This window comes from Stenotrophomonas sp. ZAC14A_NAIMI4_1 (genome assembly GCF_003086915.1).
Lineage (GTDB): Bacteria > Pseudomonadota > Gammaproteobacteria > Xanthomonadales > Xanthomonadaceae > Stenotrophomonas.
Genome location: NZ_CP026002.1, coordinates 2776999 through 2803164, shown reverse-complemented (window position 1 = coordinate 2803164; position 26166 = coordinate 2776999). Strand labels below are relative to the sequence as shown.

Genomic DNA, 26166 nt, shown 5'->3' with positions numbered 1-26166 from the left:
TTATGACGCAGGCTGGGTGAATGACCGGTTAGGGCGATTATCGCACGTGTGTGCGATTTTGGCGTGATACCAGACCGCCACGGGTGGAACGCAGCGGCGCGGTGGTGCCGGGAACGGGCAGGGCAGGGGCGAACCGGTTACCCTATGCCGCCATACAAGCTGGTAGCTGCAATGACCGACGCCACCGTGGCCGTCCCCGCCTGGGCTTCGCGCCTGCGCGATATCGCCGATTTCCCGAAGCCCGGCATCCTGTTCAAGGACATCATGCCGCTGCTGGCCCACGGCGAAGACTTCCGCGGCGCGATTTCGGCCATGGCCGACCGTTGGCGCGGGCAGCAGCTGGATGCCATCGTCGGCATCGAATCGCGCGGGTTCATCCTGGGCGCCGCCATGGCGCTGGAACTGGGCGTGGGCTTCGTGCCGGTGCGCAAGCCGGGCAAGCTGCCGGGCAAGGTGCTGCGCGAGGAATACACGCTGGAATACCGCAGCGACTGCATCGAAGTGCATGCAGACGCACTGCCGGCCGGCGCGCGCGTGGCCATCATCGATGACGTGCTGGCCACCGGCGGCACCCTGGGCGCCGCGCTGTCGCTGGTACGCCGCTTGGGCGTTGAAGTGGTGGGTGCCGGCGTGCTGGTCGAGCTGGACGGCCTGGGTGGCCGCGCCCGCTGGGAAGCCGGCCTGCCGCTGCACACCGAACTGGTGTTCTGAGCAGGACGGATCGAATCACCGCACTACGGTAGTTGCCAACCTTGGTTGGCATTGCCCGAGGGGCCAACCAAGGTTGGCCACTACCAGAGCGAAGCGCGGCAGCGAATCACCGCAATCCGGTAGTTGCCAACCTTGGTTGGCACTGCCAGAGGGGCCAACCAAGGCTGGCCGCTACCAGATCACATCATCCGCACGCGGAAGCGACGGCCCTTGATCTTGCCGGCTTCCAGCTTCGCGACCGCCTTGTTGACCTGCTCACGGGCGATGGCCACGTAGGAGCGGGTCGGGAAAATCGCGATCTTGCCGATGTGCTTGCCCGACAGGCCGGCGTCACCGGTGAGCGCGCCGAGGATGTCACCTGCGCGCAGCTTGTCGGTCTTGCCGCCATCGATGCGCAGGGTGCGCATCGCCGCCTGCGGCAGCTCGGCCGGGCGCGAAGTCGCCAGCGGCGTCTTCTGCCAGTCCAGCGGCTGGCCCAGGTGCGCTTCGACGGCCTCGGCACGGGTCTTTTCGCGGCCGGCCACCAGGCTGATCGCCAGGCCGCTGGCACCGGCGCGGCCGGTACGGCCCACGCGGTGCTGGTAGCTTTCCACGTCGGTGGGCAGCTCGTAGTTGATCACCGCGGCCAGCTCTTCCACGTCCAGGCCGCGCGCGGCGACGTCGCTGGCCACCAGCACGTTGCAGCTGCGGTTGGCCAGGCGGAGCAGCACTTCCTCGCGGTCACGCTGTTCCATGTCGCCATGCAGGGCCAGCGCCGAGAAGCCGAACTGCTGCAGCGAGTTGGCGACCTCGTCCACGTCCTTGCGGGTGTTGCAGAACACCACCGCCGATTCCGGCGTGTACTTCAGCAGCAGGCCGGCCAGCGCCTTCTGCCGGTGCGCCGGTTCAACTTCGCAGAACAGATGGCGGATGGCTGGAGCCTGGTCGGCGCCTTCCACGGTCACTTCCACCGCATCGCGCAGCAGGTCGCGGGCGATCACGCGGATGCTGTCGGGGAAGGTGGCCGAGAACAGCAGGCTCTGTCGGTCCTTGTGGGTGCGGCCGGCGATCTCGCGGATCGGCTCTTCAAAGCCCATGTCCAGCATGCGGTCGGCTTCGTCCAGCACCAGGGTGCGCACCGCGCCCAGGTTCAGGGCGCGCTTGCGGGCCAGCTCCTGCACGCGGCCGGGGGTGCCGACCACCACGTGCGGATCATGGCCTTCCAGCGAGGCCAGCTGCGGGCCCAGCGGCACGCCACCGACCAGCAGCAGCAGCTTCAGGTTGGGGATGCCGGTGGCCAGCTTGCGGATCTGCTTGGCAACCTGGTCAGCCAGTTCGCGGGTGGGGCACAGCACCAGCGCCTGCACGCGGATCAGGCTGGGGTCGATGGCCTGCAGCAGGCCAAGGCCGAAGGCGGCGGTCTTGCCGCTGCCGGTCGGCGCCTGTGCAATCACATCGCGGCGATCCAGGATCGCCGGCAGGCTCTGCGCCTGGATCGGCGTGAGAGTGGTATAGCCGAGGGCGTCCAGGCCGGGCTGCAGGGCCGGGCTCAGCGGCAGGGTCGAAAAGTCAGTCATGGCACATTGTACCTGTGCGCGGGGCCGGTCCCGCCTCAGCCCAGCCCGATGGCTGCCAACCGCACGGCCATCGCCTGCAGCTGCGCTGGCGTCGCCGGACGTCCATCGGCCTGCGGCCCCAGCAGCAGCTGGTGGAACCACGGGTTGGCGTGCCGTGTGTCGAAGTCGAACGAGCAGGTCGCCCGCACGCCCATCACGGCCTGCACGATCCCGATCAGCGTGTCCTCCGCCTCGTCGACATTGCCCGGCCCGTAGCGGTCATCGAGCAGTCGCAGGGGAATCGGCAGCAGGGCGGGCGAGGCGGTCATGCCCCAAGTCTAAGCTCACGCCCGCAGAGCCACGCCATGCGTGGATGGCATCGCCCCGGCGCTCAGCCCAATACCGCCAGCACACCCTGGTGGATGGCCAGCCCACCCAGCAGCAGCCACGCGAACAGGATCGATGCCAGCAGCAGCGGCTTCAGCCCGGCCTGGCGCAGCGCCGACACATGCGTGGTCAGGCCCAGCGCGGCCATCGCCATCGCCAGCAGCACGGTGTCCAGCTGCACCAGCCCGGCCTGCACGCCCGCCGGCAGCAGATGCAGCGAATTGAAGCCGGCCACCGCCACGAACCCGAACGCGAACCACGGCACCACGATGCGCGGCGTGCTGCCATCGACCGCCGCCTTGCCGCCGCGTGCCAGCCACAGCGACAGCACCACCAGGAACGGCGCCAGCAGCATCACCCGCACCATCTTGGTGATGACCGCGGTATCGGCGGCCGACTCGCTCACCGCGCGGCCGGCGGCCACCACCTGCGCCACCTCGTGCACGGTCGCACCGGTGAACAGCCCGTACTGGCGCGCGTCCATGGCCAGCCAGCCATGCGACTGCACCAGTGCATACAGCGCCGGGCACAGGAACATCGCCAGCGTGCCGAACACCACGACCGTCGAGACCGCCACGGTGACCTGCGCCGCCCGCCCGCGCACCACCGGCTCGGCGGCCATCACCGCCGCCGCGCCGCAGATGGCGCTGCCGGCGCCGATCAGCATCGCCGCCTCGCGGTCCATCCTGAAAACACGCACGCCCAGCCAGCACGCAAGCCCGAAGGTGCTGGCCACCACCAGTGCATCCATCGCCACGCCGGCCACGCCTACATGGCCGATGTCCTGGAAGGTCAGGCGCAGGCCATACAGCACGATGCCGGCGCGCAGCAGCCAGTGCTTGGAAAAGCCGACGCCGGCTGCGCTGCCCGGCGCCAGCCGCGGGTAGAACGTATTGCCGACCACGATGCCGGCGACGATGGCCACGGTCAGTGCACTCAGGCCATGGGCCTGCAGCCAGGGCAGCTCGGCCAGAGACAGCGATGCCGCCGCCACCAGGCCCACCAGCAGCAGGCCGGGCAGGCGCGGCTGCCAGCGCTGGCGCAGGGCGGGCAGGGACCAGGGGGAGAGGGTGGAGGCGTTCATGCGGGACACGGGCTGAGGAGATGCGTACAGACTGCGCGCGCCCGATTGACCCGTAAAACGAATAATATGCTTGAAACCTACCTATCTAGCAGGTAACCGCCATGCGCTTGACGCTGCGCCAGCTGCAGGTCTTCGTGGCCATTGCCGACCATGGCAGCACCACCGCCGCCGGCCAGGCAATCGCGCTTTCACAGTCCGCCAGCAGCGCCGCCCTGCAGGAACTGGAGGCCCATTTCGGCACGCCGCTGTTCGACCGCATTGGTCGCCGCCTGGCCCTGAACGGCCATGGCCGCGCCCTGCTGGAACCGGCCCGTGCGCTGCTGGTCAACGCCGCCGATCTGGAGCGCCAGCTCGCTGCCGGCGGCGATCCCGGCCAGGGCGCGCCGCTGCGGCTGGTACTGGCCGCCAGTACCACCATCGGCAATTACCTGCTGCCGCCGCGCATTGCCGCGCTGTTGCGGCAGGCCCCCCAGGCCGAGGTCGACCTTCGCATCGACAACAGCGCGGGCGTGGTCGCCGCCGTGCAGCGGCTGGACGTGGACGCCGGCCTGATCGAGGGCCCGTGCCACGAGCGTGGCCTGCAGGTGACCCCGTGGCAGCAGGATCCGCTGGTGATCGTGGCTGCCGCCGACGCGCCCGCGCGCTGGTCGCTGGACGAACTGCGCGGCGCCCGCTGGCTGCTGCGCGAGCCGGGTTCCGGCACCCGTGAAGCGGTGGAACAGGCGTTGCTGCCACACCTGCACGGCTTCGCCCAGACCCTGCAGCTGGGCAATACCGAAGCCATCAAGCAGGCCGCCATCGCCGGCCTCGGCGTGGCCTGCCTCTCGCGTCACACGCTGGAAGAGCCGCTGTCCCTGGGCCGACTGCGCGTGCTGGAGACCCCGCTGCCCCCCCTGCAACGTACGCTGTGGCTGGTACGCCATCCCGGCAAGCAATGGCTGCCGGGCCTGCAGGCGTTGCTGGGGGAGGCGCAGGGGTAGGGTCGACCATGTGCCTTGGTAGAGTCGACCGTGGGTCGACCATGTGCCTTGGTAGAGTCGACCGTTGGTCGACTATCGCGCAGCGCGGGCCCGCCCCCAGATCGAAGAACAGTCGACCAACGGTCGACTCTACTGCCGAGATTCCGACTGACGCCCGGCAACCGGTACAATGGCCGGATGCCTCTGATTACCCTACAGAACGTCGACTTCAGCGTCGGCGGCCCGTTGTTGCTGGAAAAGGCCGAACTGTCGATCGAGCCGGGCGAACGCATCGCCCTGATCGGCCGCAACGGCGCCGGCAAATCCACCCTGCTCAAGCTGCTGTCCGGCGACCACAAGCCCGATGACGGCGAAGTACGCGTGCAGCAGGGCGTCCGCGTGACCCGCCTGGAGCAGGAAGTGCCGCATGGCGCTGCCGGCTCGGTGTTCGACGTCGTGGCCGATGGCCTGGGCGAACTGGGCCAGTGGCTGGCCGAGTTCCACCACCTCAGCCATGCCGAGGTCTTCGATGGCGAAGCCCTGGGCAACGTGCAGGCCAAGATCGACGCCGCCAACGGCTGGGGCCTGGACCAGCGCGTCAGCGAAACCCTCACCAAGCTCGACCTGGATGGCGAGGCCGAGTTCGGCCGCCTGTCCGGCGGCATGAAGCGCCGCGTGCTGCTGGCCCGCGCGCTGGTGTCCAGCCCCGATGTGCTGCTGCTGGACGAACCGACCAACCACCTCGACATCGAAGCCATCGACTGGCTCGAAGCGTTCCTGAAGGGCTGGAGCGGCAGCGTGGTGTTCGTCACCCATGACCGCCGCTTCCTGCGCGCTCTGGCCACCCGCATTGTCGAGATCGACCGCGGCCAGGTCACCAGCTGGCCGGGCGACTGGGCCAACTACGAGCGCCGCCGCGAGGAACGCCTCAATGCGCAGGCGCAGGAAAACGCCCGCTTCGACAAGCTGCTGGCGCAGGAAGAAGTCTGGATCCGCCAGGGCATCAAGGCACGCCGCACCCGCGACGAAGGCCGCGTGCGCCGCCTGAAGGCGATGCGCAACGAGCGCTCCGAACGCCGTGATCTCAGCGGCAACGTCAAGATGGAAGCGGCGCAGGGCGTCAGCTCCGGCAAGAAGGTCATCGACGTCAAGGATGTTTCGTTCGCCTTCGGCGAGCGCACCATGGTCCGCGACTTCACCACCACCATCCTGCGTGGCGACCGCATCGGCCTGATCGGCCCCAACGGCAGCGGCAAGACCACGCTGCTGAAGCTGCTGCTGGGCGAACTGCAGCCGGCCAAGGGCGAAGTCAATGCGGGTACCAACCTGCAGATCGCCTATTTCGACCAGTACCGTGCGGTGCTGCGCGAGGATTGGAGCGCGATCGAGAACGTGGCCGAAGGCCGCGATTTCCTCGAGTTCAACGGCAAGCGCAAGCACGTGCATGCCTACCTGCAGGACTTCATGTTCACCCCCGAGCGTGCGCGCGCGCCGATCACCCGCCTGTCCGGTGGTGAACGCAACCGCCTGCTGCTGGCCAAGCTGTTCGCACAGCCGTCCAACCTGCTGGTGATGGACGAACCGACCAACGACCTGGACGTGGAAACCCTGGAGCTGCTGGAAGAGCTGCTGGGTGAATACACCGGCACCCTGCTGCTGGTCAGCCATGACCGTGACTTCATCGACAACGTGGTGACCTCCACGCTGGTGATGGAAGGCGATGGCGTGATTGGCGAATACGTGGGCGGCTACACCGACTGGCAGCGCTATGCGGCCAGCGTGGCCGCGCCTGCCGCTGCGCCCGCCACCAAGCCCGCCGCCGCTGCACCGGCCGCCGCGGCGGCTGCGGCACCGGCCGCACCCAAGCGCAAGCTGGCCTACAAGGAAGCACGCGAGCTGGAACAGCTGCCCAAGACCATCGAGAAGCTGGAAGGCGATGTCGAAGGACTGACCGCGGCGATGAACGACCCGTCGTTCTACACCCGCAGCAGTGCCGAAGTGACCGCGCACACGCAGCAGCTGGCCAAGGTGCAGGCCGAGCTGGATGCGGCGTACGCGCGCTGGGAAGAGCTGGAAGGCTGATCGTGCGGGATTGGTGCGGACCAACGGTCCGCACCTACCGGTAGATCCACGCCGTGCGTGGATGGGTGATCCGCCAGTGCGGACCAACGGTCCGCACCCACCACCAACGGTCCGTACCCACCGGAATGCCGGGGGTTATTTGACCCCGTGCAGATCCCGCAGCTGGCTCGGCCGGCTGCCGAAGTACGCCGCCAGGTCGGCGATGTCCTGGTCGCTCAGGTCCTTCGCCTGCGGCGTCATCAACGCGTGCTGGCGGTCGCCGGCCCGGTAGGCCTGCAGGGCATGGGCCAGGTAATCGCCGTACTGGCCACCCAGCTTGGGGTAGGTCGGGTCGATCGGCGCGTTGCCGTCGGCACCATGGCAATCAATGCAGCTCTGGTTGGTCGCCTTGCCCTTCACCTTGGCGCGGGCTTCACCGGCTGCCTCGCGGCCCGGCGGCAGGCCGGCCGAGGAGGACGAACCGTGTTCGCCACTGGCGTGGCCAGGGTCGCCGGCCGATTTTTCACTGCTTTCCACCTGCGACTGCGAGCAGGCCGCCAGCAGCAGGGCAACGGACAGGGCGATGGCGTGACGCATCGTATGCGCGGCTTTCGACATGGGCGGGCCTTACTTGACGGTGGACAGGTAAACAGCGAGATCGGCGATCTCCTGTTCGCTGAAGCTCATCGACTGCGCCTGCATCGTCGGATGCCGGCGCTTGCCCTGGCGGTACTCGGTCAGGGCCTGGGTCAGGTACTGCTGGGTCTGGCCACCGATCTTCGGTACCCGGTAACTGGGGTAGGCGTTCTTGTAACCGGTGATGCCGTGGCAGCCCTGGCAGGTGTAGGCCAGCACCCGGCCATTATCGAAGTTGCCGGCCGGGGCGGCGGCAGCGGGCGGCGAGGCCTGGGCCGGAGCCGGGGCGGGTGCTGCAGGTGCAGGAGCAGGAGCGGGCTGTGCGGCGGCCCCGAGGGGCAGGAGGACGGCCAGAGCGAGACAAGCGGCGAGCGGCTGCGGGCGCATGATGTCGTTATCCGGGGATTCGGGTCTGGTCGTTCCGGCGTGGGGTACGGAACGACCCGAGTATAGCCTCAGGTTTCATCTAGCTGAAATGGGGGCGGGCCGACCAGCGGCGTGAAGGCACCATGACCTTTGGGATATGGTGTTGCCGTGAAGTGGTGCATTACTTTGCTACCACACCTGCCCACGCATCCTCCAGGGATCTGACGATGTCGCACCCAACCTTCCTGCCCGGCCGCCGCACTGGACTCTGTGCCGCCGCCCTGCTGATCTCCACCTCCCTGCTGCTGGGCGGTTGCGCCGCGGGCCCCAATTCCGAAGCCAAGGCGGCCGAAACCAAGGACGAGAAGAAGGTCGACGCGGTCCCGGTGGAAGTAGCCGTGGCCAGCCACCGCGCCGTGGCGGCCAGCTACACCGGCACCGCTGCGCTGGAACCGCGCGCCGAATCGCAGGTGGTGGCCAAGACCTCCGGCGTGGCGCTGGCGGTGCTGGTCGAGGAGGGCCAGCGGGTGACCGCCGGCCAGCCGCTGGTGCGCCTGGACCCTGACCGTGCGCGCCTGGCCGTGGCGCAGAGCGAAGCGCAGATGCGCAAGCTGGAAAACAACTACCAGCGCGCACAGAAGCTGGTCGGCCAGCAGATGGTCAGCGCCTCCGACGTCGACCAACTGCGCTACGACCTGGAAAACATGCGCGCGCAGTACCGCCTGGCGACGCTGGAACTGTCCTACACCACGGTGGTGGCGCCGATCTCCGGGGTGATCGCCTCGCGCTCGATCAAGACCGGCAACTTCGTGCAGATCAATACGCCGATCTTCCGCATCGTCGACAACTCCCAGCTGGAAGCCACGCTCAACGTGCCCGAGCGCGAACTGGCCACGCTGCGCGCCGGCCAGCCGGTCGTGCTCTCGGCCGATGCGCTGCCGGGCAAGACCTTCACCGGCACCGTTGACCGCATCGCGCCGGTGGTCGATTCGGGCAGCGGCACGTTCCGCGTGGTCAGCGCCTTCAACGGCACCGAGCACGCGCTGCAACCCGGCATGTTCGGACGCATCCGCATCGACTACGACCAGCGCGCTGATGCCCTGGTGGTGCCGCGCCTGGCCATCCTCGACGACGGCGAGCCGGCGGTGTTCCGCGTGCGCGAAGGCAAGGTGGCGCGCGTACCGGTGAAGCTGGGCTATGCCGAAGGTCCGTGGGTGGAGATCCGCGAAGGCCTGGCTGCCGGCGACAAGATCGTCACCGCCGGCAAGGTCGCCCTGCGCGACGGCACCGCCGTGCAGGTCATCGCCGATCCCAAGGCTCCCAAGGCCAAGCCGGCCACCGTGGCCGCCGGTAAATCCGCAGACAAGGCCGGGAGCCAGCAATGAGCGCCCCGGGACACGACCACGGTGCCTCGCCGGGCGGCGATGGCGCCGCTGCCGGCCTGCGCGGCGGCCTGGTGGAATTCGCCACCCGCCGCCGCGTCACCATCGCCATGTGCACGGTCACGCTGCTGCTGTTCGGCCTGATCGCGCTGGGCAACCTCAAGGTCAACCTGCTGCCCGACCTGAGCTATCCCACCTTGACCGTGCGCACCGAATACACCGGTGCGGCACCGACCGAAATCGAAAGCCTGATCACCCAGCCGGTGGAAGAAGCCGTGGGCGTGGTCAAGAACCTGCGCAAGCTGAAGTCGGTTTCGCGCACCGGGCAGAGCGATGTGGTGCTCGAGTTCGCCTGGGGCACCAACATGGACCAGGCCAGCCTGGAGGTGCGCGACAAGATGGAAGCGCTGAACCTGCCACTGGAGGCCAAGGCCCCGGTGCTGCTGCGCTTCAATCCGTCCACCGAGCCGATCATGCGCCTGGTGCTGTCCACCAAAGCCAGCCCGGCCAGCGATGAGGACGCCATCCGCGAACTGACCGGCCTGCGCCGCTATGCCGACGAAGACCTGAAGAAGAAGCTGGAGCCGGTGACCGGCGTGGCTGCAGTGAAGGTCGGCGGTGGCCTGGAAGACGAGATCCAGGTGGACATCGACCAGCAGAAGCTGGCCCAGCTCAACCTGCCCATCGACACCGTCATCAAGCGGTTGAAGGAAGAGAACATCAACATTTCCGGCGGGCGCCTGGAGGAGGGCTCGCAGCGCTTCCTGGTGCGCACCGTCAACCAGTTCGCCGATCTGGAAGAGATCCGCAACCTGCTGGTCACCACCCAGTCGTCCAACGGCAGCGCGGCCGATTCGGCCCTGCAGCAGATGTTCAACATCGCTGCGTCCACCGGTTCGGCAGCGGCCGTTGCCGCGGCGTCGGCGGCGCAGAGTGCCTCCTCCGGCGGCGGCTCCAGCGTCGTTGCCAACGGCGTGCCGGTACGCCTGAAGGATGTGGCAACCGTGCGCCAGGGCTACAAGGAGCGCGAAGCGATCATCCGCCTGGGTGGCAAGGAATCGGTCGAGCTGGCGATCTACAAGGAAGGCGACGCGAATACCGTGGCCACCGCCGAAGCGCTGCGCAAGCGCCTGGAACAGATCAAGGCCACCTTCCCCGGCGATGCCGAACTGACCACCATCGAGGACCAGTCGCGCTTCATCGAACACGCCATCAGTGACGTCAAGAAGGACGCGGTGATCGGCGGCCTGCTGGCCATCCTGATCATCTTCCTGTTCCTGCGCGATGGCTGGTCCACCTTCGTGATCAGCCTGTCGCTGCCGGTCTCGATCATCGCCACGTTCTTCTTCATGGGCCAGCTTGGCCTGAGCTTGAACGTGATGTCGCTGGGCGGCCTGGCGCTGGCCACCGGCCTGGTGGTGGACGATTCGATCGTGGTGCTGGAAAGCATCGCCAAGGCGCGCGAGCGTGGCCTGGGCATCCTGCAGGCGGCCATCGTCGGTACCCGCGAAGTGAGCATGGCGGTGGTGGCGTCCACCCTGACCACCATCGCGGTGTTCCTGCCGCTGGTGTTCGTCGATGGCATCGCCGGCCAGCTGTTCCGCGACCAGGCGCTGACCGTGGCCATTGCCATCGCGATCTCGCTGCTGGTGTCGATGACCCTGATCCCGATGCTGAGCTCGCTGAAGGGCCGGCCGCCGCTGGCCTTCCCGGAAGAAGCCGCTGCCGAACCGTGGCAACCGCAGAGCCGCTGGCAGAAGCCGGTCGCGCTGGGCCGTCGGGGTTTCGTGGCCAGCGTGCGCTGGAGCTTCTTCGCCCTGGCCTGGCTGGTGGTGCGCCTGTGGCGCGGCGTGGTCGCCGTGGTCGGGCCGGTCATGCGCAAGGCCAGCGACATCGCGATGAAGCCCTATGCCGGTGCCGAGCGTGGCTACCTGCGCCTGCTGCCCAATGCGCTTGCCCATCCCGGCAAAGTGCTGGGCCTGGCCGCGCTGGCCTTTGTCGGCACCATGGCCCTGGTGCCGATGCTCGGCGCCGACCTGATTCCGCAGCTGGCCCAGGACCGCTTCGAAATGACGGTGAAGCTGCCCGCCGGCACGCCGCTGAAGCAGACCGATGCGCTGGTGCGCGAGCTGCAGCTGGCACACGGCCAGGGTGAAGGCGTGGCTTCGCTGTACGGCGTCAGCGGCAGCGGCACGCGGCTGGATGCCAGCCCGACCGAGAGCGGCGAAAACATCGGCAAGCTGACCGTGGTGATGGAAGGCGGCGGCAACGCACGCACCGAAGCGGAAATCACCGAGCGCCTGCGTGACACCATGGGCCAGCACCCCGGTGCCCAGGTCGACTTCGCGCGCCCGGCGTTGTTCAGCTTCTCCACGCCGCTGGAAATCGAGCTGCGCGGGCAGGACATGGCCACCCTGGAACAGGCCGGCCAGCGCCTGGCGGCCCTGCTGCGCAGCAACGCGCACTACGCCGATGTGAAGTCGACGGTGGAAGAGGGCTTCCCGGAAATCCAGATCCGCTTCGACCAGGAGCGCGCCGGTGCACTGGGCCTGACCACCCGCCAGATCGCCGATGTGGTGGTGAAGAAGGTGCGTGGCGACGTGGCCACCCGCTACAGCTTCCGTGATCGCAAGATCGATGTGCTGGTGCGTGCGCAGGAGGGGGACCGTGCCAGCGTGGACAGCATCCGCCGCCTGATCGTGAACCCGGGCAGCAGTCGTCCGGTCACCCTGGATGCGGTGGCCGATGTGGTCGCCACCACCGGCCCCAGCGAGATCCATCGCGCTGACCAGACCCGCGTGGCCGTGGTGTCGGCCAACCTGCGCGACATCGACCTGGGCGCGGCCATGCGCGAGGTGCAGCAGATGGTGGCCGAGCAGCCGCTCGGCGCCGGCGTCGGCCTGCACATCGGCGGCCAGGGCGAGGAGCTGGCACAGGCTGCCAAGTCGCTGATCTTCGCCTTCGGCCTGGCCATCTTCCTGGTCTACCTGGTGATGGCCTCGCAGTTCGAATCGCTGCTGCACCCGTTCGTCATCCTGTTCACCATCCCGCTTGCCCTGGTCGGTGCGATCCTGGCGCTGCTGATGACCGGCAAGCCCATTTCGGTGGTGGTGTTCATCGGCCTGATCCTGCTGGTCGGGCTGGTCACCAAAAACGCGATCATCCTGATCGACAAGGTCAACCAGCTGCGCGAGGCCGGTGTGGCCAAGCACGAGGCGCTGGTGGAAGGTGCGCGTTCGCGCCTGCGGCCGATCATCATGACCACCCTGTGCACCCTGTTCGGCTTCCTGCCGCTGGCGGTGGCGATGGGCGAGGGCGCCGAGGTGCGCGCACCGATGGCGATCACCGTCATCGGCGGCCTGCTGGTGTCGACCCTGCTGACCCTGCTGGTCATCCCGGTGGTGTACGACCTGATGGACCGCCGCGGCGATGCCTACTACCGCGAGCGAGGCCGCAAGCATGCCGGCGAAGGCCTGCACGCTGCTGAGGCTGGCCACAGCGGCGGCGCGGAGGAACCGGCATGAGCGTCGCCGAGTTCTCCATCCGCCGCCCGGTCACCACCATCATGTGTTTCGTGTCGCTGGTGGTGGTGGGCCTGATCGCCTCGTTCCGGCTGCCGCTGGAGGCGCTGCCGGACATCTCCGCGCCGTTCCTGTTCGTGCAGATTCCCTATACCGGCTCGACCCCGGAAGAGGTCGAGCGGACCATCATCCGCCCGGTGGAGGAATCGCTGGCGACGATGACCGGCATCAAGCGCATGCGCTCGCAGGCCACGTCCGAAGCCGCCTCGATCTTCATCGAGTTCAGCGACTGGGACCGGGATATCGCCATCGCGGCCTCCGATGCACGCGAGCGCATCGATGCCATCCGCAGCGACCTGCCTGACGACCTGCAGCGCTACAACGTGTTCAAGTGGTCCAGCAGCGACCAGCCGGTGCTGAAGGTACGCCTGGCCAGCGCCACCGACCTGACCGCCGCCTACGACATGCTCGACCGCGAGTTCAAGCGGCGCATCGAGCGCATCCCGGGCGTGGCGCGCGTGGACATCACCGGTGCGCCGCCGAACGAGGTCGAGATCGCCATCGATGCCGACCGGCTCAGCGCGCATGGCCTGAGCATCAACGAACTCAGCGACCGCCTGCGCACGCTGAACTTCTCGATCTCGGCCGGGCAGATCAACGACAACGGCCAGCGCGTGCGCGTGCAGCCGGTGGGCGAGATCACCGACCTGCAGGAAATGCGTGACCTGGTGATCAACGCCAAGGGCCTGCGCCTGGGTGACATCGCCGAGGTGCGCCTGAAGCCGGCGCGCATGAACTACGGGCGCCGCCTGGACGGCAACCCGGCCATCGGCCTGGACATCTTCAAGGAGCGCAGCGCCAACCTGGTGGATGTCTCGCGCGCTGCCCTGGCCGAAGTCGAGGCGATCCGCGCACAGGACTCGATGCGTGACGTGCAGATCAAGGTGATCGACAACCAGGGCAAGGCGGTCACCTCCTCGCTGCTGGAACTGGCCGAAGCCGGTGCGGTCGGCCTGATCCTGTCGGTCACCGTGCTGTTCTTCTTCCTGCGCCACTGGCCGTCCACGCTGATGGTGACGCTGGCGATCCCGATCTGCTTCACCATCACCCTGGGCTTCATGTACTTCGCTGGGGTGACGCTGAACATCCTGACCATGATGGGCCTGCTGCTGGCCGTCGGCATGCTGGTGGACAACGCCGTGGTGGTGGTGGAAAGCATCTACCAGGAACGCGAGCGCATGCCGGGGCAGCCGCGCCTGGCCTCCATCATCGGCACCCGCAACGTGGCCATCGCGCTCAGTGCCGGCACCCTGTGCCACTGCATCGTGTTCGTGCCCAACCTGTTCGGCGAAACCAACAACATCAGCATCTTCATGGCGCAGATCGCGATCACCATCTCGGTCTCGCTGCTGGCCTCGTGGCTGGTGGCCGTCAGCCTGATCCCGATGCTGTCCGCACGCATGGCCACGCCCAAGCTGCTGCATTCGCAGACCGGCGTGATCGCGCGGCTGCAGCGCCATTATGCCCGCCTGCTGGACTGGTCGCTGCGCCATCGCGGCTGGAGCCTGCTCGGCATCGTGCTGGTGGTGCTGGTCAGCCTGGTGCCGATGAAGTTGACCAAGGTCGACATGTTCGGCGGCGGCGGCGGCAAGGACGTCTTCATCGGGTACATGTGGAAGGGCGCCTACACCTACCGGCAGATGTCCGAGGAAGTCGGCCGTGTTGAAGCCTGGGTCGAACAGAACCGCGAGCGCCTGCACGTGCAGCAGGTCTATTCCTGGTACAGCGAACAGGAAGGTGGCTCGACTACCGTCACCATCGACGAGAAGTACGCCAAGGACATCAAGGCGCTGCAGGAAGAGATCCGCAAGGGCCTGCCGAAGTCGGCGCGCGCCGATTACTTCATCGGCAACCAGGGCGGCGATGGCGGTGGCAACCAGGGCGTGCAGGTCCAGCTGGTGGGTGATTCCAGCAGCATGCTGCAGGAGATCGGCCAGGAAGTGCTGCCGCTGCTGGCCCAGCGCCCGGAGCTGCGCGACGTGCGCATCGACAACGGCGAGAAGGGCGGCGAACTGAAGGTGCACGTCGACCGCGAGCGCGCCGCTGCGTTCGGCTTCAATGCAGAGCAGGTGGCCAGCTTCGTCGGCCTGGCCCTGCGCGGTGCACCGCTGCGCGAGTTCCGTCGTGGCGACAACGAAGTGCCGGTGTGGGTGCGCTTCGCCGGTGCCGAGCAGAGCAGCCCGGAAGACCTGGCCAGCTACAGCGTGCGTACCGGCGATGGCCGCAGCGTGCCGCTGCTGAGCCTGGTCAGCGTCGATGTGGGTTCGTCGGCCACCCAGATCGGCCGCACCAACCGCCAGACCACCCTCACCATCAAGGCCAACCTGGCCGAGAAGATCACCGCCCCCGATGGTCGCAAGGCGATCGAAGCGGTGCTCAAGCCGATGAGCTTCCCCGCCGGCTATGGGTTCACCTTCGATGGCGGTGACTACGGCAACGACAACGAGGCGATGCAGCAGATGGTGTTCAACCTGCTCATCGCCCTGGTGATGATCTACGTGGTGATGGCGGCGGTGTTCGAGTCGCTGCTGTTCCCGGCGGCCATCATGAGTGGCGTGCTGTTCTCGATCTTCGGCGTGTTCTGGCTGTTCTGGGTCACCGGTACCTCGTTCGGCATCATGTCCTTCATCGGCATCCTGGTGCTGATGGGCGTGGTGGTGAACAACGGCATCGTGATGATCGAGCACATCAACAACCTGCGGCGCGGCGGCATGGGCCGCACCCAGGCGCTGGTGGAGGGCTCACGCGAGCGCCTGCGGCCGATCATGATGACGATGGGCACCGCGATCCTGGCCATGGTGCCGATCTCGCTCACCAATACGCAGATGTTCGGCGATGGCCCGGAGTACGCACCGATGGCGCGCGCGATTGCCGGCGGCCTGGCGTTCTCCACCGTGGTCAGCCTGCTGTTCCTGCCGACCATCTACGCGGTGCTGGACGACCTGCGCAGTGCGGTGACACGCCTGATCCGGCGCGCGCGCGGCCTGGACAAGGCGGCCGCAACGGCCGCATAGCGTCGAGCTTGCTCGACTATCGGGCACGACAACGTGTTGTGGTGTGGGGGAGACCGGTCGTAGTGGGGCGGTCTCCCCCTTTTTTTGCCTTCGGGCATGGTGGCGCCAACCAAGGTTGGCCTCTACCTTTTGCCGCCTTGCGGCGCCGACCGGGCATGGGCTCGGGCGCTACGGATTCCGCGACCGGTAGCGCCGGGCCACGCCCGGCGGGGTGCTGCAATCAACCCGCGACCTTGCCCCACACCTTGCCGGCGGTCAGCCACAGGCCCAGCATGCTGCCCAGATTGGTCAGCATGAAGGTCAGCACCACCCGCGTGACGCGGTTGCGGTACCAGCCCTTCAGGCTCTGCGCATCGTCGCGCAGCTTGAGGAAGTCCTCGTAGGCCGGCTTGCGCAGGCGCGCTTCCACCAGCGCCGAGAACGCACCGGTGGGAATGCTCAGGCGGAACGGCTTGAACGGCGCCACGGCAATCGCGGTGAGGATGCTCAGCGGGTGGCTGCCGGCCAGCAGGCAGCCGATGCCGGCCAGGCCGCCGGTGTACATCGCCCACGTGGCCAGCAGTTCGGTGCCCACGCCCAGGCCGCCACGGTAGAAGCCCACGGCAACGCCGGTGATCACGATGGCCAGGATGATCAGGGTCAACCACGGGATGTTGCGCTTCTTCGGCACGGCTTCCAGTTCCGCGCGCAGCGGTGCCGGTTCGGCGGTGTCGGTTTCCAGGTAGCGCGCCAGCCCGGCAAGGTGGCCGGCGCCGACCACCGCCAGCACCTCGCGCAGCTGCGGGTTGTGTTCCTCGCGCAGGCGCGTGGCCATGTAGCGGTCGCGCTCGCCGATGATGGTCTCGTACAGCGCCGGGCTTTCGGTGGCGAATTCACCGAAGCTCGATTCCAGCATGTCGCCCTGCTTGAGCTTCTCGATCTCGTTCTCGCCCACCTCTTCCGAGGAGAACAGGCCCGCGCCGAGACCGGCCACCAGCTTCAGCTTGCCGAAGAAGCCCAGGCGCTGCGAGGCGCGGCGGAAGGTCAGGCCGACTTCGCGGTCGATCAGGTGCACCGGCAGGCCGCGTTCGCGCGCCAGGTCCACCGCGCGCTTCAGCTCGGCACCGGGCTCGATGCCCAGCTGTTCGGCCAGGCGGCGCTGGTAGGCCGACAGGGCCAGGTTGGCGGCAAACAGCGCCACGCGGCCCTTGCGGATCACTTCCACCAGGTCCAGCTTGGCCAGCGTGTCCGGGTCGCTCAGCGCCTGCAGGCGCTGCGGGTCCAGCTCGACGGCCACCGAATCGAAGCGGCCGCTGTCGATGGCTTTTTCCACCGCCTCGACGCTGGCGTGGGAAACGTGTGCGGTGCCCAGCAGGGTGTAACGCACGCCGTCGCGTTCAACGACGCGCACCGGCTGGCCGGCGAACAGATCGTCGCCGGTTTCGGGAAGGGTTTCAGTCATGGATTCATTCATTGGAAGGTGCGGTGTCGGCGCCATCGCCGAGCGCGCGCTGCATCTGCACGGTGTCCAGCCAGCGGCCGTGCTTGCGGCCCAGGCCCTTGAACACGCCCACCAGGTGGAAGCCGAAGCGTTCGTGCAGCTTGATCGAAGCGGTATTGGTCGGTTCGCCGATCACCGCCACCATCTGCCGGTAGCCGCGCGCCACGCAGGCATCGATCAGCGCCTGCAGCAGGCCGGTGCCCACGCCCTTGCCCTGGTAGGCAGCGTCGACGTAGACCGAGTTCTCCACGGTCCACTGGTAGGCCACGCGGGTGCGGTAGGTGTTGGCGTAGGCATACCCCGCCACCTGGCCGTCGATCTCGGCGACCAGGTAGGGGAAGCCACGGTCGATGATGTCGCGCATGCGGCGCAGCATCTCGTCCTGGTCGGGGATGTCGTACTCGTAGGTGTTGACGAAGTCGGTCACTTCCACCGCGTAGATCGCGGTGATCGCGGCGATGTCGGCCGGGCCGGCATCACGGATGAGGACGGCCATGGCAGCGCTCCGGCTCAGTCGATGTAGCGCTTGAGCAGGTCACCGTACGCATCGATGCGACGGTCGCGCAGGAACGGCCAGATGCGGCGCACGTGTTCGCTGCGCTGCAGGTCCACGTCGCACACCAGCACGGTGGCGTCGGTGCCGGCCTCGGCCAGGAACTCGCCCTGCGGGCCCAGCACGTGGCTGTTGCCCCAGAACTGGATGCCCGACGCGCCCAGCGGCGACGCTTCATGGCCGACGCGGTTGCAGCTCAGCACCGGCAGGCCGTTGGCCACGGCATGGCCGCGGTGGCTCAGCACCCACGCGTCGCGCTGGCGGGTCTTCTCGTCCTGCACGTCGTCCGGGTCCCAGCCGATGGCAGTGGGGTAGAGCAGCAGTTCGGCACCGGCCAGCGCCATCAGGCGCGCCGCTTCCGGGTACCACTGGTCCCAGCAGACCAGCACGCCAAGGCGGCCCACCGAGGTATCGATCGGGGTGAAGCCGATGTCGCCCGGGGTGAAGTAGAACTTCTCGTAGAAGCCCGGATCGTCCGGGATGTGCATCTTGCGGTACTTCCCCAGCAGGGTGCCGTCCTTCTCGAAGACCACGGCGGTGTTGTGGTACAGGCCAGCGGCGCGGCGTTCGAACAGCGAACCGACCAGCACCACGCCATGCTTCTTCGCCAGTGCGCCCAGGCGCTCGGTGCTCGGGCCGGGAATCGGCTCGGCCAGGTCGAATTCATCGACCGACTCGTGCTGGCAGAAGTACGGGCCGTTGTGCAGTTCCTGCAGCAGCACCAGTTTCGCGCCCTGCGCAGCCGCCTCGGCCACGCGTGCTTCGATCACCGCCAGGTTGGCGGCGGCATCACCGTGGTTGCGCTCCTGGATCAGGGCGACGGTAAGGGGGCTGCGCGAGTTCATGCGGGGCGTTCCTGCGGGGGAAAACCTGCATGTTAGCGCGGATGGCCTGCCGCGGCGTGTCGGCCGCTGAATGGGCCACCCCTTGTAGAGTCGAGCCATGCTCGACTGCTCTCCGGTCAGATCGCGCGGAAAGCCAGTCGAGCATGGCTCGACTACAAGGAGAGCGCCGGGCGGGGCCCGGCGGCATCCGTTACGCCTTCAGCAGCCCTGCCGGCAGCTGCATGGTGATGCAGTGCAGGCTGCCGTTCTGCCAGATCAGCGAGCGGCAGGGCACCTGCACGATCTCGCGGCCCGGGTGGGCCTGGGCCAGCACATCGCGGGCCAGGTCGTCGGCCGGGTCGCCGTAGGCAGGCATCAGCACCGCGCCATTCACGATCAGGTAGTTGGCGTACGACGCGGCCAGGCGGCGGCCTTCGTCCATCACCGGCTGTGCCCACGGCAGCGGGAACAGGCGGTACGGCTGCCCATCCTTGGTGCGCAGCGCGGCCAGCTCGTTGCCCATCGCCTGCAGTTCGGCGTAGTGCGAGTCGCTCTGGTCGTCGCAGGCCTGGTAGACGATGCTGTCAGGCGAGGCGAAACGGGCCAGGGTGTCGATGTGGGCGTCGGTGTCGTCGCCTTCCAGGTAACCGTGGTCCAGCCACAGCACGCGGTCCTGCTGCAGCCAGTCGGCCAGGTCGGCGCTCAGGCTGGCGCGGTCGCGGTCCGGGTGGCGCTCGTGCAGGCACTTCCAGGTAGTCAGCAGGGTGCCTTCACCGTCGGTCTCAATGCCGCCGCCTTCCAGTGCGAACGGGATGCTGCGCACCGGCGCGTCGTTGAACACACCAGCCTGGTCAAGCGCGCCGACCAGCTGGTCGTCCAGGGTGGCGTCGAACTTGCCGCCCCAGCCGGTGAAGCGGAAGTCCAGCAGCTGGAAGCTGCCGTCGGCGCGGCGCAGGGTGATCGGGCCGGAGTCGCGCAGCCAGGTATCGTCATAGGCCGCCGTGGTGAAGCGGACCCGGTCCATGTCGATGCGGTTGGAGCGCAGCCGCATTTCGGCATAGGTCTCCACATCGTCGTCGGCCACGCAGATCAGCACCGGCTGGAAGCGGGTGATGGCCGCGACCAGCGCGATGTAGGTTTCCTCTACCTGGCCCAGGCGGTCGGCCCAGTCGGTGTCGGCGGTGGGCCAGGCAATCAGGACGCCGCTCTGGGCTTCCCATTCGGCAGGAAAACGAAGGGTCTGGTTCATGGTCTCGCTACACAGGCCCGCCAGCGGCGGGTAGGGGGTTCAGCGGATCGGCGGCTTCGGGCCGATCTCGTTCGGATCCGCCTTGTTGGCCACCACGTCGATCACCTTCTGCTTCTCGAAGTAGACGGTGAACTGCGGGTAGACCCAGCGGTTGATGGTCGGCCACTGGCGCTTCTGCCCGCCGCGCGGCTGCAGCTGCTCGCTCGGCGCGCCGAACTGCGACTGCACCTGCTGCATGCTCTGGCCGCGGACGGGCAGGGCACCGGCCGGCTTTTCAGCGGCGCGGTCGACCAGCAGGGTATCGGCCAGCGCCGGCGTGGCGGCGGCCAGGGTGGCCAGGACGGCCAGTGTGCTCAGGTAACGCTTCATCTCGATCTACTCCCCAGTGGTCAAGAAAGGCGATTACAGCAAAAAACGGCAGGAAAAAAAGCTGCATGCAACAAAAAACCGCCCGAAGGCGGTTTTTTGCATCGGGTCGGTCCCGCGTGGGACCAGCCGCGGCCCGAAGGCCGTGAGGCTCAGCGCTGACGCGCCTTGAAACGCGGGTTCGACTTGCAGATGACGAAGATCTTGCCACGACGACGGACGACCTTGCAGTCGCGGTGACGGGCCTTCGCCGACTTCAGGGAGGACAGGATTTTCATGGCATACCTCGGCGTAAACAGTAGTTGTTCGGGTGGAGCGTGGCCGCGATATGCGCAAGACAATCGGCAGTTGGCGCTCGTTCAAGCCCGCCATTCTACCGGGCTTTTTGTCGTCGTTTCAAGTGGTTGCGCGAAAGTCTCTGCGCGGGGGCTTGGGCAGGGGCTAGAATGGCCCCTTCACACGCGCTAGGACCCCCATGAATCCACTCGCTCCCGTCCTGACCATCGACGGCCCTTCGGGGGCCGGCAAGGGTACCATCAGCCGCATCGTGGCGCGCCGCCTGGGCTGGCACTACCTGGATTCGGGCGCGTTGTACCGGGCGGTGGGCGTGGCTGCGAGCTGGGCCGACATCGATACCTCCGATGCCTCGGCCCTGGTGCGCTGCACCTTCGACACCCACGTTCAGTTTGTTGAACAGGGTGAGTCGATGCGGGTCATGGTCAATGGCACCGACGCCACCGACGAGCTGCGCCTGGAGACCACCGGTGCGCTGGCCTCGGCCATTGCCGCCATTCCCGAGGTCCGTGCCGCACTGAAGGAGCGCCAGCGCGTATTCAGGGAGCTGCCCGGCCTGGTTGCCGACGGCCGCGACATGGGCACGGTGATCTTCAAGGACGCCCCCTACAAGGTCTTCCTGACCGCCAGTGCCGAGGAGCGCGCCGAGCGCCGGCATAAGCAGTTGAAAGACAAGGGGGTTTCTGTTAACTTTGATGACCTCCTGCGCGAGATCATGGCCCGCGACGCCCGTGATGCTCAGCGTACCGTGGCGCCTCTGAAGCCGGCAGACGATGCTGTCCTCATCGACACCACAGGCATCGGCATCGATGATGTCGTTGCCCGAGTGATGGATCTGCTTCCGGTTCCGGCTGCCTGATCCGTTCGCGCGGGAGCACTGCCAGCAGCATCGGCGGTGGTCGCGCATAGCAGTGCTGTACCAGCTCCGTCGCGCAATGATGCGTGGCGGTTTTCCTACTACACACGACCTGCTTTTCCGGGGTCGACCAACAGGCGGGCGGTAGCGGTCTTCAGTGGGGCATGTCCCCGAAAGGAAGCCAACCGACCCATGTGTCCAACAGAGTAAATCTAATGACCGAATCATTTGCCGAACTGTTTGAAGCCAGCCAGGCCAACCTGGCCAAGCTGAAGCCGGGCGCCATCGTCAGCGGTACCGTTGTTGAAGTCCGCGGCGACGTCGTGGTGATCAACGCTGGCCTGAAGTCCGAAGGCATCGTGCCGATCGAACAGTTCCGTAACGACGCTGGCGAAATCGACGTCGCCGAAGGCGACATCGTCAAGGTCGCCCTCGACTCCATCGAGAACGGCTTCGGCGAAACCGTCCTGTCGCGCGAGAAGGCCAAGCGCGCGATGGTGTGGGACGAGCTGGAAGAAGCGTTGGAAAAGAACGAAACCATCACCGGCCGCATCAGCGGCAAGGTCAAGGGTGGTTTCACCGTGGACATCAAGGATGTCCGCGCCTTCCTGCCGGGTTCCCTGGTCGATGTGCGCCCGGTGCGCGATCCGGCCTACCTGGAAGGCAAGGAACTCGAGTTCAAGCTCATCAAGCTGGACCGCAAGCGTAACAACGTCGTGGTTTCGCGCCGCGCTGTCGTCGAAAGCGAGCACTCGGAAGAGCGCGAGCAGCTGATGGACAAGCTGCAGGAAGGCGCGATCCTGAAGGGTGTCGTCAAGAACCTGACCGACTACGGCGCATTCGTGGACCTGGGCGGTATCGACGGCCTGCTGCACATCACCGACATGGCATGGAAGCGCGTGCGCCATCCGTCCGAAGTCGTGAACGTCGGCGACGAGCTGGACGTGCGCGTGCTGAAGTTCGACCGCGAGCGCAACCGCGTTTCGCTGGGCCTGAAGCAGCTGGGCGAAGATCCGTGGGATAACATCGCCCGTCGTTACCCGGCCAACAGCCGCGTCTTCGGCAAGGTCTCCAACGTCACCGATTACGGCGCGTTCGTCGAGATCGAGCCGGGCGTCGAAGGCCTGGTGCACGTCTCCGAGATGGATTGGACCAACAAGAACGTCAACCCGTCCAAGGTTGTGCAGGTTGGTGACGAAGTCGAAGTGATGGTGCTGGACGTCGACGAAGAGCGTCGCCGCATCTCGCTGGGCATGAAGCAGGTTGCCGCCAATCCGTGGGAAACCTTCGCAGCCACCCACAAGAAGGGTGACAAGGTGTCAGGCCAGATCAAGTCGATCACCGACTTCGGCATCTTCATCGGCCTGGACGGCGGCATCGACGGCCTGGTTCACCTGTCCGACATCAGCTGGGCGACCACTGGCGAAGACATCGTTCGCAACTTCAAGAAGGGCGATACCCTGGACGCCGTCGTCCTGGCTGTCGATCCGGAGCGCGAGCGCATCTCCCTGGGCGTGAAGCAGCTGGAGCAGGATCCGTTCGGCCAGTACATGGCTGCCAATCCGAAGGGCTCCAAGGTCGAAGGCGTGGTGAAGGAAGTCGACGCCAAGGGCGCGATCATCGAGCTGGCTGACGGCATCGAAGGTTACGTCTCGGCACGCGACATCGCCAACGAGCGCGTTGACGACGCCACCCAGCACCTGAAGGTCGGCGACAAGGTCGAAGCCAAGTTCGTGGGCATGGACCGCAAGGGCCGTACCCTGCAGCTGTCGATCAAGGCCAAGGACGACGCTGAAATGCGCGAAGTGCTGGAGGAATACCAGTCCTCTTCGGCTGCCAGCGGCACCACCCAGCTGGGCGCGCTGCTGCGTGCACAGCTGAGCGGCAACAAGTCCGAGTAATCGGCCTTACGCTGTACGTTGTTTCCTGGACGGCCCGGGCATTGTTGCCCGGGCCGTTTCAGGGTGAGTGACCCTTGATGTGAGCCGGCAATGACCAAATCCGAACTGATCGAAATCCTCGCGCGCCGCCAGGCGCACCTGAAGGCCGATGATGTCGATCTGGCGGTGAAGTCGTTGCTGGAAATGATGGGCGGTTCCCTCTCTGCCGGGGATCGCATCGAAATCCGTGGCTTTGGCAGCTTCTCGCTGCACTACCGTCCGCCGCGCCTGGGCCGCAATCCCAAGACCGGCGAATCGGTCGCCCTGCCGGGCAAGCACGTTCCCCATTTCAAGCCAGGCAAGGAACTGCGTGAGCGGGTCAGCAGCGTGCTGCCGCTGGACGCCGATCCGGCCTGAGTGTCCCGTCGCGTCACCGCGTGCGAATACCGCGGCGAGTCGGATAAGCTACGACCTCCTGCCACTGGAGCTGTCGCATGAAGGTTTTTCGTCTGCTGGTCCTGCTGGCGGTGCTGCTTCTCGGGTTGATCATCGGTGCCATGAACATGGACGAGATGACCATCAACCTGGTGTTCACCCAGCTCAAGACCTCGATTGGCGTGGCGATCATCGCTTCGCTGCTGATCGGCGTCATCGTCGGTGCCGGCCTGGTGCTGGTGAGCGTGGTCATTCCGCTCTACGCCCAGCTGCGCCGTGCCAACAAGTCGGTCGCCACCCCCGTGGCCCCGGTTTCCCCCTCCCAATCTTTTGATGGACGCTGATCGAAGATGGATTTCGTCACCGAGTGGTTCTGGTTCTTCCTGTTCGTTCCCCTGGCGGCGCTGGCCGGCTGGGTCATCGGGCGGCGCGGCGGGCAACGCCATGGCGACAACCAGGTCAGCCACCTGTCCAGCACCTATTTCCGTGGCCTGAACTACCTGCTCAACGAGCAGCCGGACAAGGCCATCGAACTGTTCCTGCACATCGCCGAGCTGGACAAGGAAACCTTCGAGACCCAGGTCGCGCTGGGCCACCTGTTCCGCCGTCGTGGCGAAGTGGACCGCGCGATCCGCCTGCACCAGGGCCTGGTCAACCGCAACGACCTGAGCGACGCCCAGCGCGTGCAGGCGCTGCTGGCGCTGGGCGAGGACTACATGAAGTCCGGCCTGCTGGACCGTGCTGAAACCGTGTTCACCGAACTGGCCCAGCTGGACCAGCGCGCACCGCAGGCGCTCAAGCACCTGATCGGCATCTACCAGGCCGAGCGCGACTGGGAAAAGGCCATCGACAACGCCACCCGCTTCGAGGATGTCACCGGCGAGCCGATGGGCAAGCTGATCGGGCAGTTCGAGTGCGAGCTGGCCGAGCGCTTCCGTGGCGCCGGCAAGCTGGAAGAGGCGAGGGCGGCCATTGCCCGGGCCTACCAGGCCGATGCCATGTCGGTGCGCGCCGGCATCATCGAAGGCCGCCTGGAAACCGATGCCGGCAACGCCGAGGCTGCCGTGCGTGCCTTCGAGCGCGCCGCGCGCAATGATCCCGAGTACCTGCCCGAACTGCTGCCGGCGCTGATGGAGAACTACCGCAAGGTGGGTGACCTCGGCGGCGCGCGTGCTTTCCTGTCGGAAATGACCGAGCACTACCGCGGCATCGCCCCGGTTCTGGCGCTGACCCGCCTGATGGAAGAGCAGGAGGGCGTGGCACCCGCCCGTGCCTACCTCGGCCGCCAGTTGAAGGATCGCCCGTCGGTGCGCGGCGAATCAGCCCTGATCGACCTGACCCTGGCCGAAGGTGCCGATTCCACGGCCACCCTGCACGACCTCAAGCACATCACCGACCAGTTGCTGGTGCGCAACCCCGCCTACCGCTGCACCCGCTGCGGTTTCGGCGCGCGCACCCACCACTGGCAGTGCCCGAGCTGCAAGGAGTGGGGCACGGTCAAGCCGCTGCTGAACTACGCGGTGCTCTGAGCCATGGTCTGGCAGGTGATGGCCGCGCTGCTGGGGCTGGCCCTGCTCAGCGCCGCGCTGACCTGGGCGGCACGCGGCTATGCGCTGCGCCAGCAGTTGCTGGATCAGCCCGGCGAACGCCGCAGCCACAGCGTGGCGACCCCGCGTGGCGGTGGCATCGCCATCGTCATCAGCCTGCTGGTGGCCGCCGTGGCGGCCATGTGGGTGTGGCCGGCTGCCGCTGCCAGCCTTGGCGTGGCCAGTCTCGGCCTGCTGCTGGTGGCGGGCATCGGCTGGTGGGATGACCATCGGCCGCTGCCGGCCCTGCGCCGCCTGCTGGTGCACTTCATTGCCGCCGGCCTGCTCGCCGCGCTGGTCAAGGTGCACGGTGGCAGCTGGCTGCTGGCCCTGCTGGTGCTGGTCTTCACTGCCTCGCTGATCAACATCTGGAACTTCATGGATGGGATCAACGGCATCGCCAGCAGCCAGGCGGTACTGGCCGCGCTGGGCTTCGCCGCCGTGCTGCCCTGGCCCTGGTCGCTGGTTGCCATCGCCTTGGGCCTGGCCTGCCTTGGTTTCCTGCCGTTCAATTTCCCGAAGGCGCGCATTTTCATGGGCGATGTCGGAAGTGGCGCGCTTGGCTATGCCGTCTCCGTCGTTCTGGCGGTGGCCGCGCTGCGTACGGAAATCAACTGGTTGCTGCTGCTGGTGCCCATTTCCCCGTTCCTCGTGGACGCGGGCTTCACGCTGTTGGCGCGCATCCTTTCAGGACAGCGCTGGATGGAACCCCACACCCAGCATGTCTACCAGCGCGCGGTGCAGGCAGGAGCCAGCCACGCCCAGGTGACAGGGATGTATTTTGTTGTAGGCCTGTTCAGTATTACAGTGTTCAATATCTGCACCAGATTGCAGCCGAGGTGGGAGGCTGTCGTAGCGGTCGCGTGGATTTCCGCGCTGGCCCTGCTTTGGCTCCTCCTGCGCAATGGATTGCGCCACCGATAAGGA

22 protein-coding genes and 1 pseudogene are annotated in these 26166 nt (G+C 67.0%); 12 read left to right on the top strand and 11 right to left on the bottom strand.

Going from position 1 to position 26166, the window contains the following annotated elements; all coding sequences use genetic code 11:
• Nucleotides 1-171 precede the first annotated feature (171 nt).
• Nucleotides 172-711: an adenine phosphoribosyltransferase gene (locus C1926_RS12650; RefSeq protein WP_079221597.1), complete on the top strand. Its 540-nt coding sequence runs from the start codon at nt 172-174 to the stop codon at nt 709-711.
• 179 nt (nt 712-890) lie between these two features.
• Here C1926_RS12650 and dbpA read toward each other — a convergent pair whose 3' ends face one another.
• The 3 genes from dbpA to C1926_RS12635 form a co-directional block, all read right to left on the bottom strand.
• Nucleotides 891-2267 (bottom strand): ATP-dependent RNA helicase DbpA, encoded by a 1377-nt coding sequence (dbpA, locus tag C1926_RS12645; protein ID WP_108759428.1) that lies wholly within the window; start codon nt 2265-2267, stop codon nt 891-893.
• Nucleotides 2268-2302: 35 nt separating this feature from the next.
• A complete protein-coding gene (locus tag C1926_RS12640; RefSeq protein WP_108759427.1) occupies nt 2303-2575 on the bottom strand; it encodes a hypothetical protein in 273 nt (90 codons plus the stop codon).
• A gap of 62 nt (nt 2576-2637) precedes the next feature.
• Nucleotides 2638-3717 carry a YeiH family protein gene (locus C1926_RS12635; protein ID WP_108759426.1) on the bottom strand — a complete coding sequence of 360 codons (1080 nt, stop codon included), beginning with the start codon at nt 3715-3717 and terminating at the stop codon, nt 2638-2640.
• 101 nt (nt 3718-3818) lie between these two features.
• Here C1926_RS12635 and C1926_RS12630 point away from each other — a divergent pair, with 101 nt between their 5' ends.
• On the top strand, nt 3819-4697 hold the full coding sequence (locus C1926_RS12630) for a LysR family transcriptional regulator (RefSeq protein ID WP_108759425.1): 879 nt from the start codon (nt 3819-3821) through the stop codon (nt 4695-4697).
• A gap of 177 nt (nt 4698-4874) precedes the next feature.
• Nucleotides 4875-6758: an ATP-binding cassette domain-containing protein gene (locus C1926_RS12625; protein WP_108759424.1), complete on the top strand. Its 1884-nt coding sequence runs from the start codon at nt 4875-4877 to the stop codon at nt 6756-6758.
• Between the two features lie 135 nt (nt 6759-6893).
• Here C1926_RS12625 and C1926_RS12620 read toward each other — a convergent pair whose 3' ends face one another.
• Entirely contained in the window at nt 6894-7355 is a 462-nt protein-coding gene (locus C1926_RS12620) for a cytochrome c (protein WP_079221603.1), read from the bottom strand.
• Nucleotides 7356-7364: 9 nt separating this feature from the next.
• Entirely contained in the window at nt 7365-7760 is a 396-nt protein-coding gene (locus C1926_RS12615) for a c-type cytochrome (protein WP_108759423.1), read from the bottom strand.
• Between the two features lie 206 nt (nt 7761-7966).
• Between C1926_RS12615 and C1926_RS12610 the strand changes: the two genes are divergently transcribed.
• The 3 genes and pseudogenes from C1926_RS12610 (at nt 7967) to C1926_RS12600 (ending at nt 15716) form a co-directional block, all read left to right on the top strand.
• Nucleotides 7967-9124, top strand: a complete 1158-nt coding sequence (locus C1926_RS12610) for an efflux RND transporter periplasmic adaptor subunit (RefSeq protein ID WP_108746512.1) — start codon at nt 7967-7969, stop codon at nt 9122-9124.
• 62 nt (nt 9125-9186) lie between these two features.
• Nucleotides 9187-12645, top strand: a pseudogene (locus tag C1926_RS12605) (efflux RND transporter permease subunit); the annotation flags it as partial.
• Nucleotides 12642-15716 (top strand): efflux RND transporter permease subunit, encoded by a 3075-nt coding sequence (locus C1926_RS12600; RefSeq protein ID WP_108759422.1) that lies wholly within the window; start codon nt 12642-12644, stop codon nt 15714-15716. The pseudogene C1926_RS12605 and the gene C1926_RS12600, both read left to right, overlap by 4 nt.
• 220 nt (nt 15717-15936) lie before the next feature.
• On the opposite strand, the gene C1926_RS12595 is transcribed toward C1926_RS12600, so the two are convergent.
• The 6 genes from C1926_RS12595 to ykgO all read right to left on the bottom strand — a co-directional run bounded on the left by C1926_RS12595 (nt 15937) and on the right by ykgO (nt 20466).
• Nucleotides 15937-17169, bottom strand: a complete 1233-nt coding sequence (locus C1926_RS12595) for a TraB/GumN family protein (protein ID WP_174214095.1) — start codon at nt 17167-17169, stop codon at nt 15937-15939.
• A complete protein-coding gene (locus C1926_RS12590) occupies nt 17162-17692 on the bottom strand; it encodes a GNAT family N-acetyltransferase (RefSeq protein WP_079221609.1) in 531 nt (176 codons plus the stop codon). The genes C1926_RS12595 and C1926_RS12590 overlap by 8 nt, the downstream gene beginning before the upstream one ends.
• Before the next feature lie 14 nt (nt 17693-17706).
• Nucleotides 17707-18594: a carbon-nitrogen hydrolase gene (locus tag C1926_RS12585; RefSeq protein ID WP_079221610.1), complete on the bottom strand. Its 888-nt coding sequence runs from the start codon at nt 18592-18594 to the stop codon at nt 17707-17709.
• 190 nt (nt 18595-18784) lie between these two features.
• On the bottom strand, nt 18785-19822 hold the full coding sequence (locus tag C1926_RS12580; RefSeq protein WP_108759420.1) for an agmatine deiminase family protein: 1038 nt from the start codon (nt 19820-19822) through the stop codon (nt 18785-18787).
• Between the two features lie 39 nt (nt 19823-19861).
• Nucleotides 19862-20191, bottom strand: a complete 330-nt coding sequence (locus tag C1926_RS12575; RefSeq protein ID WP_108746517.1) for a hypothetical protein — start codon at nt 20189-20191, stop codon at nt 19862-19864.
• A 149-nt stretch (nt 20192-20340) separates the two neighbouring features.
• Nucleotides 20341-20466 (bottom strand): type B 50S ribosomal protein L36, encoded by a 126-nt coding sequence (gene ykgO, locus C1926_RS12570; RefSeq protein ID WP_054656844.1) that lies wholly within the window; start codon nt 20464-20466, stop codon nt 20341-20343.
• Nucleotides 20467-20663: 197 nt separating this feature from the next.
• On the opposite strand from ykgO, the gene cmk reads away from it, so the two are divergent.
• From cmk to C1926_RS12540, 6 genes are all read left to right on the top strand, one after another.
• Complete coding sequence (gene cmk, locus C1926_RS12565; protein WP_108759419.1) at nt 20664-21341, top strand: (d)CMP kinase; 678 nt, start codon at nt 20664-20666, stop codon at nt 21339-21341.
• A gap of 212 nt (nt 21342-21553) precedes the next feature.
• On the top strand, nt 21554-23239 hold the full coding sequence (gene rpsA / locus C1926_RS12560) for a 30S ribosomal protein S1 (RefSeq protein WP_012510790.1): 1686 nt from the start codon (nt 21554-21556) through the stop codon (nt 23237-23239).
• A gap of 90 nt (nt 23240-23329) precedes the next feature.
• Nucleotides 23330-23635: an integration host factor subunit beta gene (locus tag C1926_RS12555; RefSeq protein ID WP_005409286.1), complete on the top strand. Its 306-nt coding sequence runs from the start codon at nt 23330-23332 to the stop codon at nt 23633-23635.
• Nucleotides 23636-23712: 77 nt separating this feature from the next.
• Complete coding sequence (locus C1926_RS12550) at nt 23713-23997, top strand: LapA family protein (RefSeq protein ID WP_053511270.1); 285 nt, start codon at nt 23713-23715, stop codon at nt 23995-23997.
• 6 nt (nt 23998-24003) lie between these two features.
• Nucleotides 24004-25182 carry a lipopolysaccharide assembly protein LapB gene (lapB, locus tag C1926_RS12545; protein WP_108746518.1) on the top strand — a complete coding sequence of 393 codons (1179 nt, stop codon included), beginning with the start codon at nt 24004-24006 and terminating at the stop codon, nt 25180-25182.
• Between the two features lie 3 nt (nt 25183-25185).
• The gene (locus tag C1926_RS12540; RefSeq protein ID WP_108759418.1) at nt 25186-26163 is read left to right on the top strand and encodes a glycosyltransferase family 4 protein; all 978 of its coding nucleotides are present in this window, start codon (nt 25186-25188) and stop codon (nt 26161-26163) included.
• Nucleotides 26164-26166 lie beyond the last annotated feature (3 nt).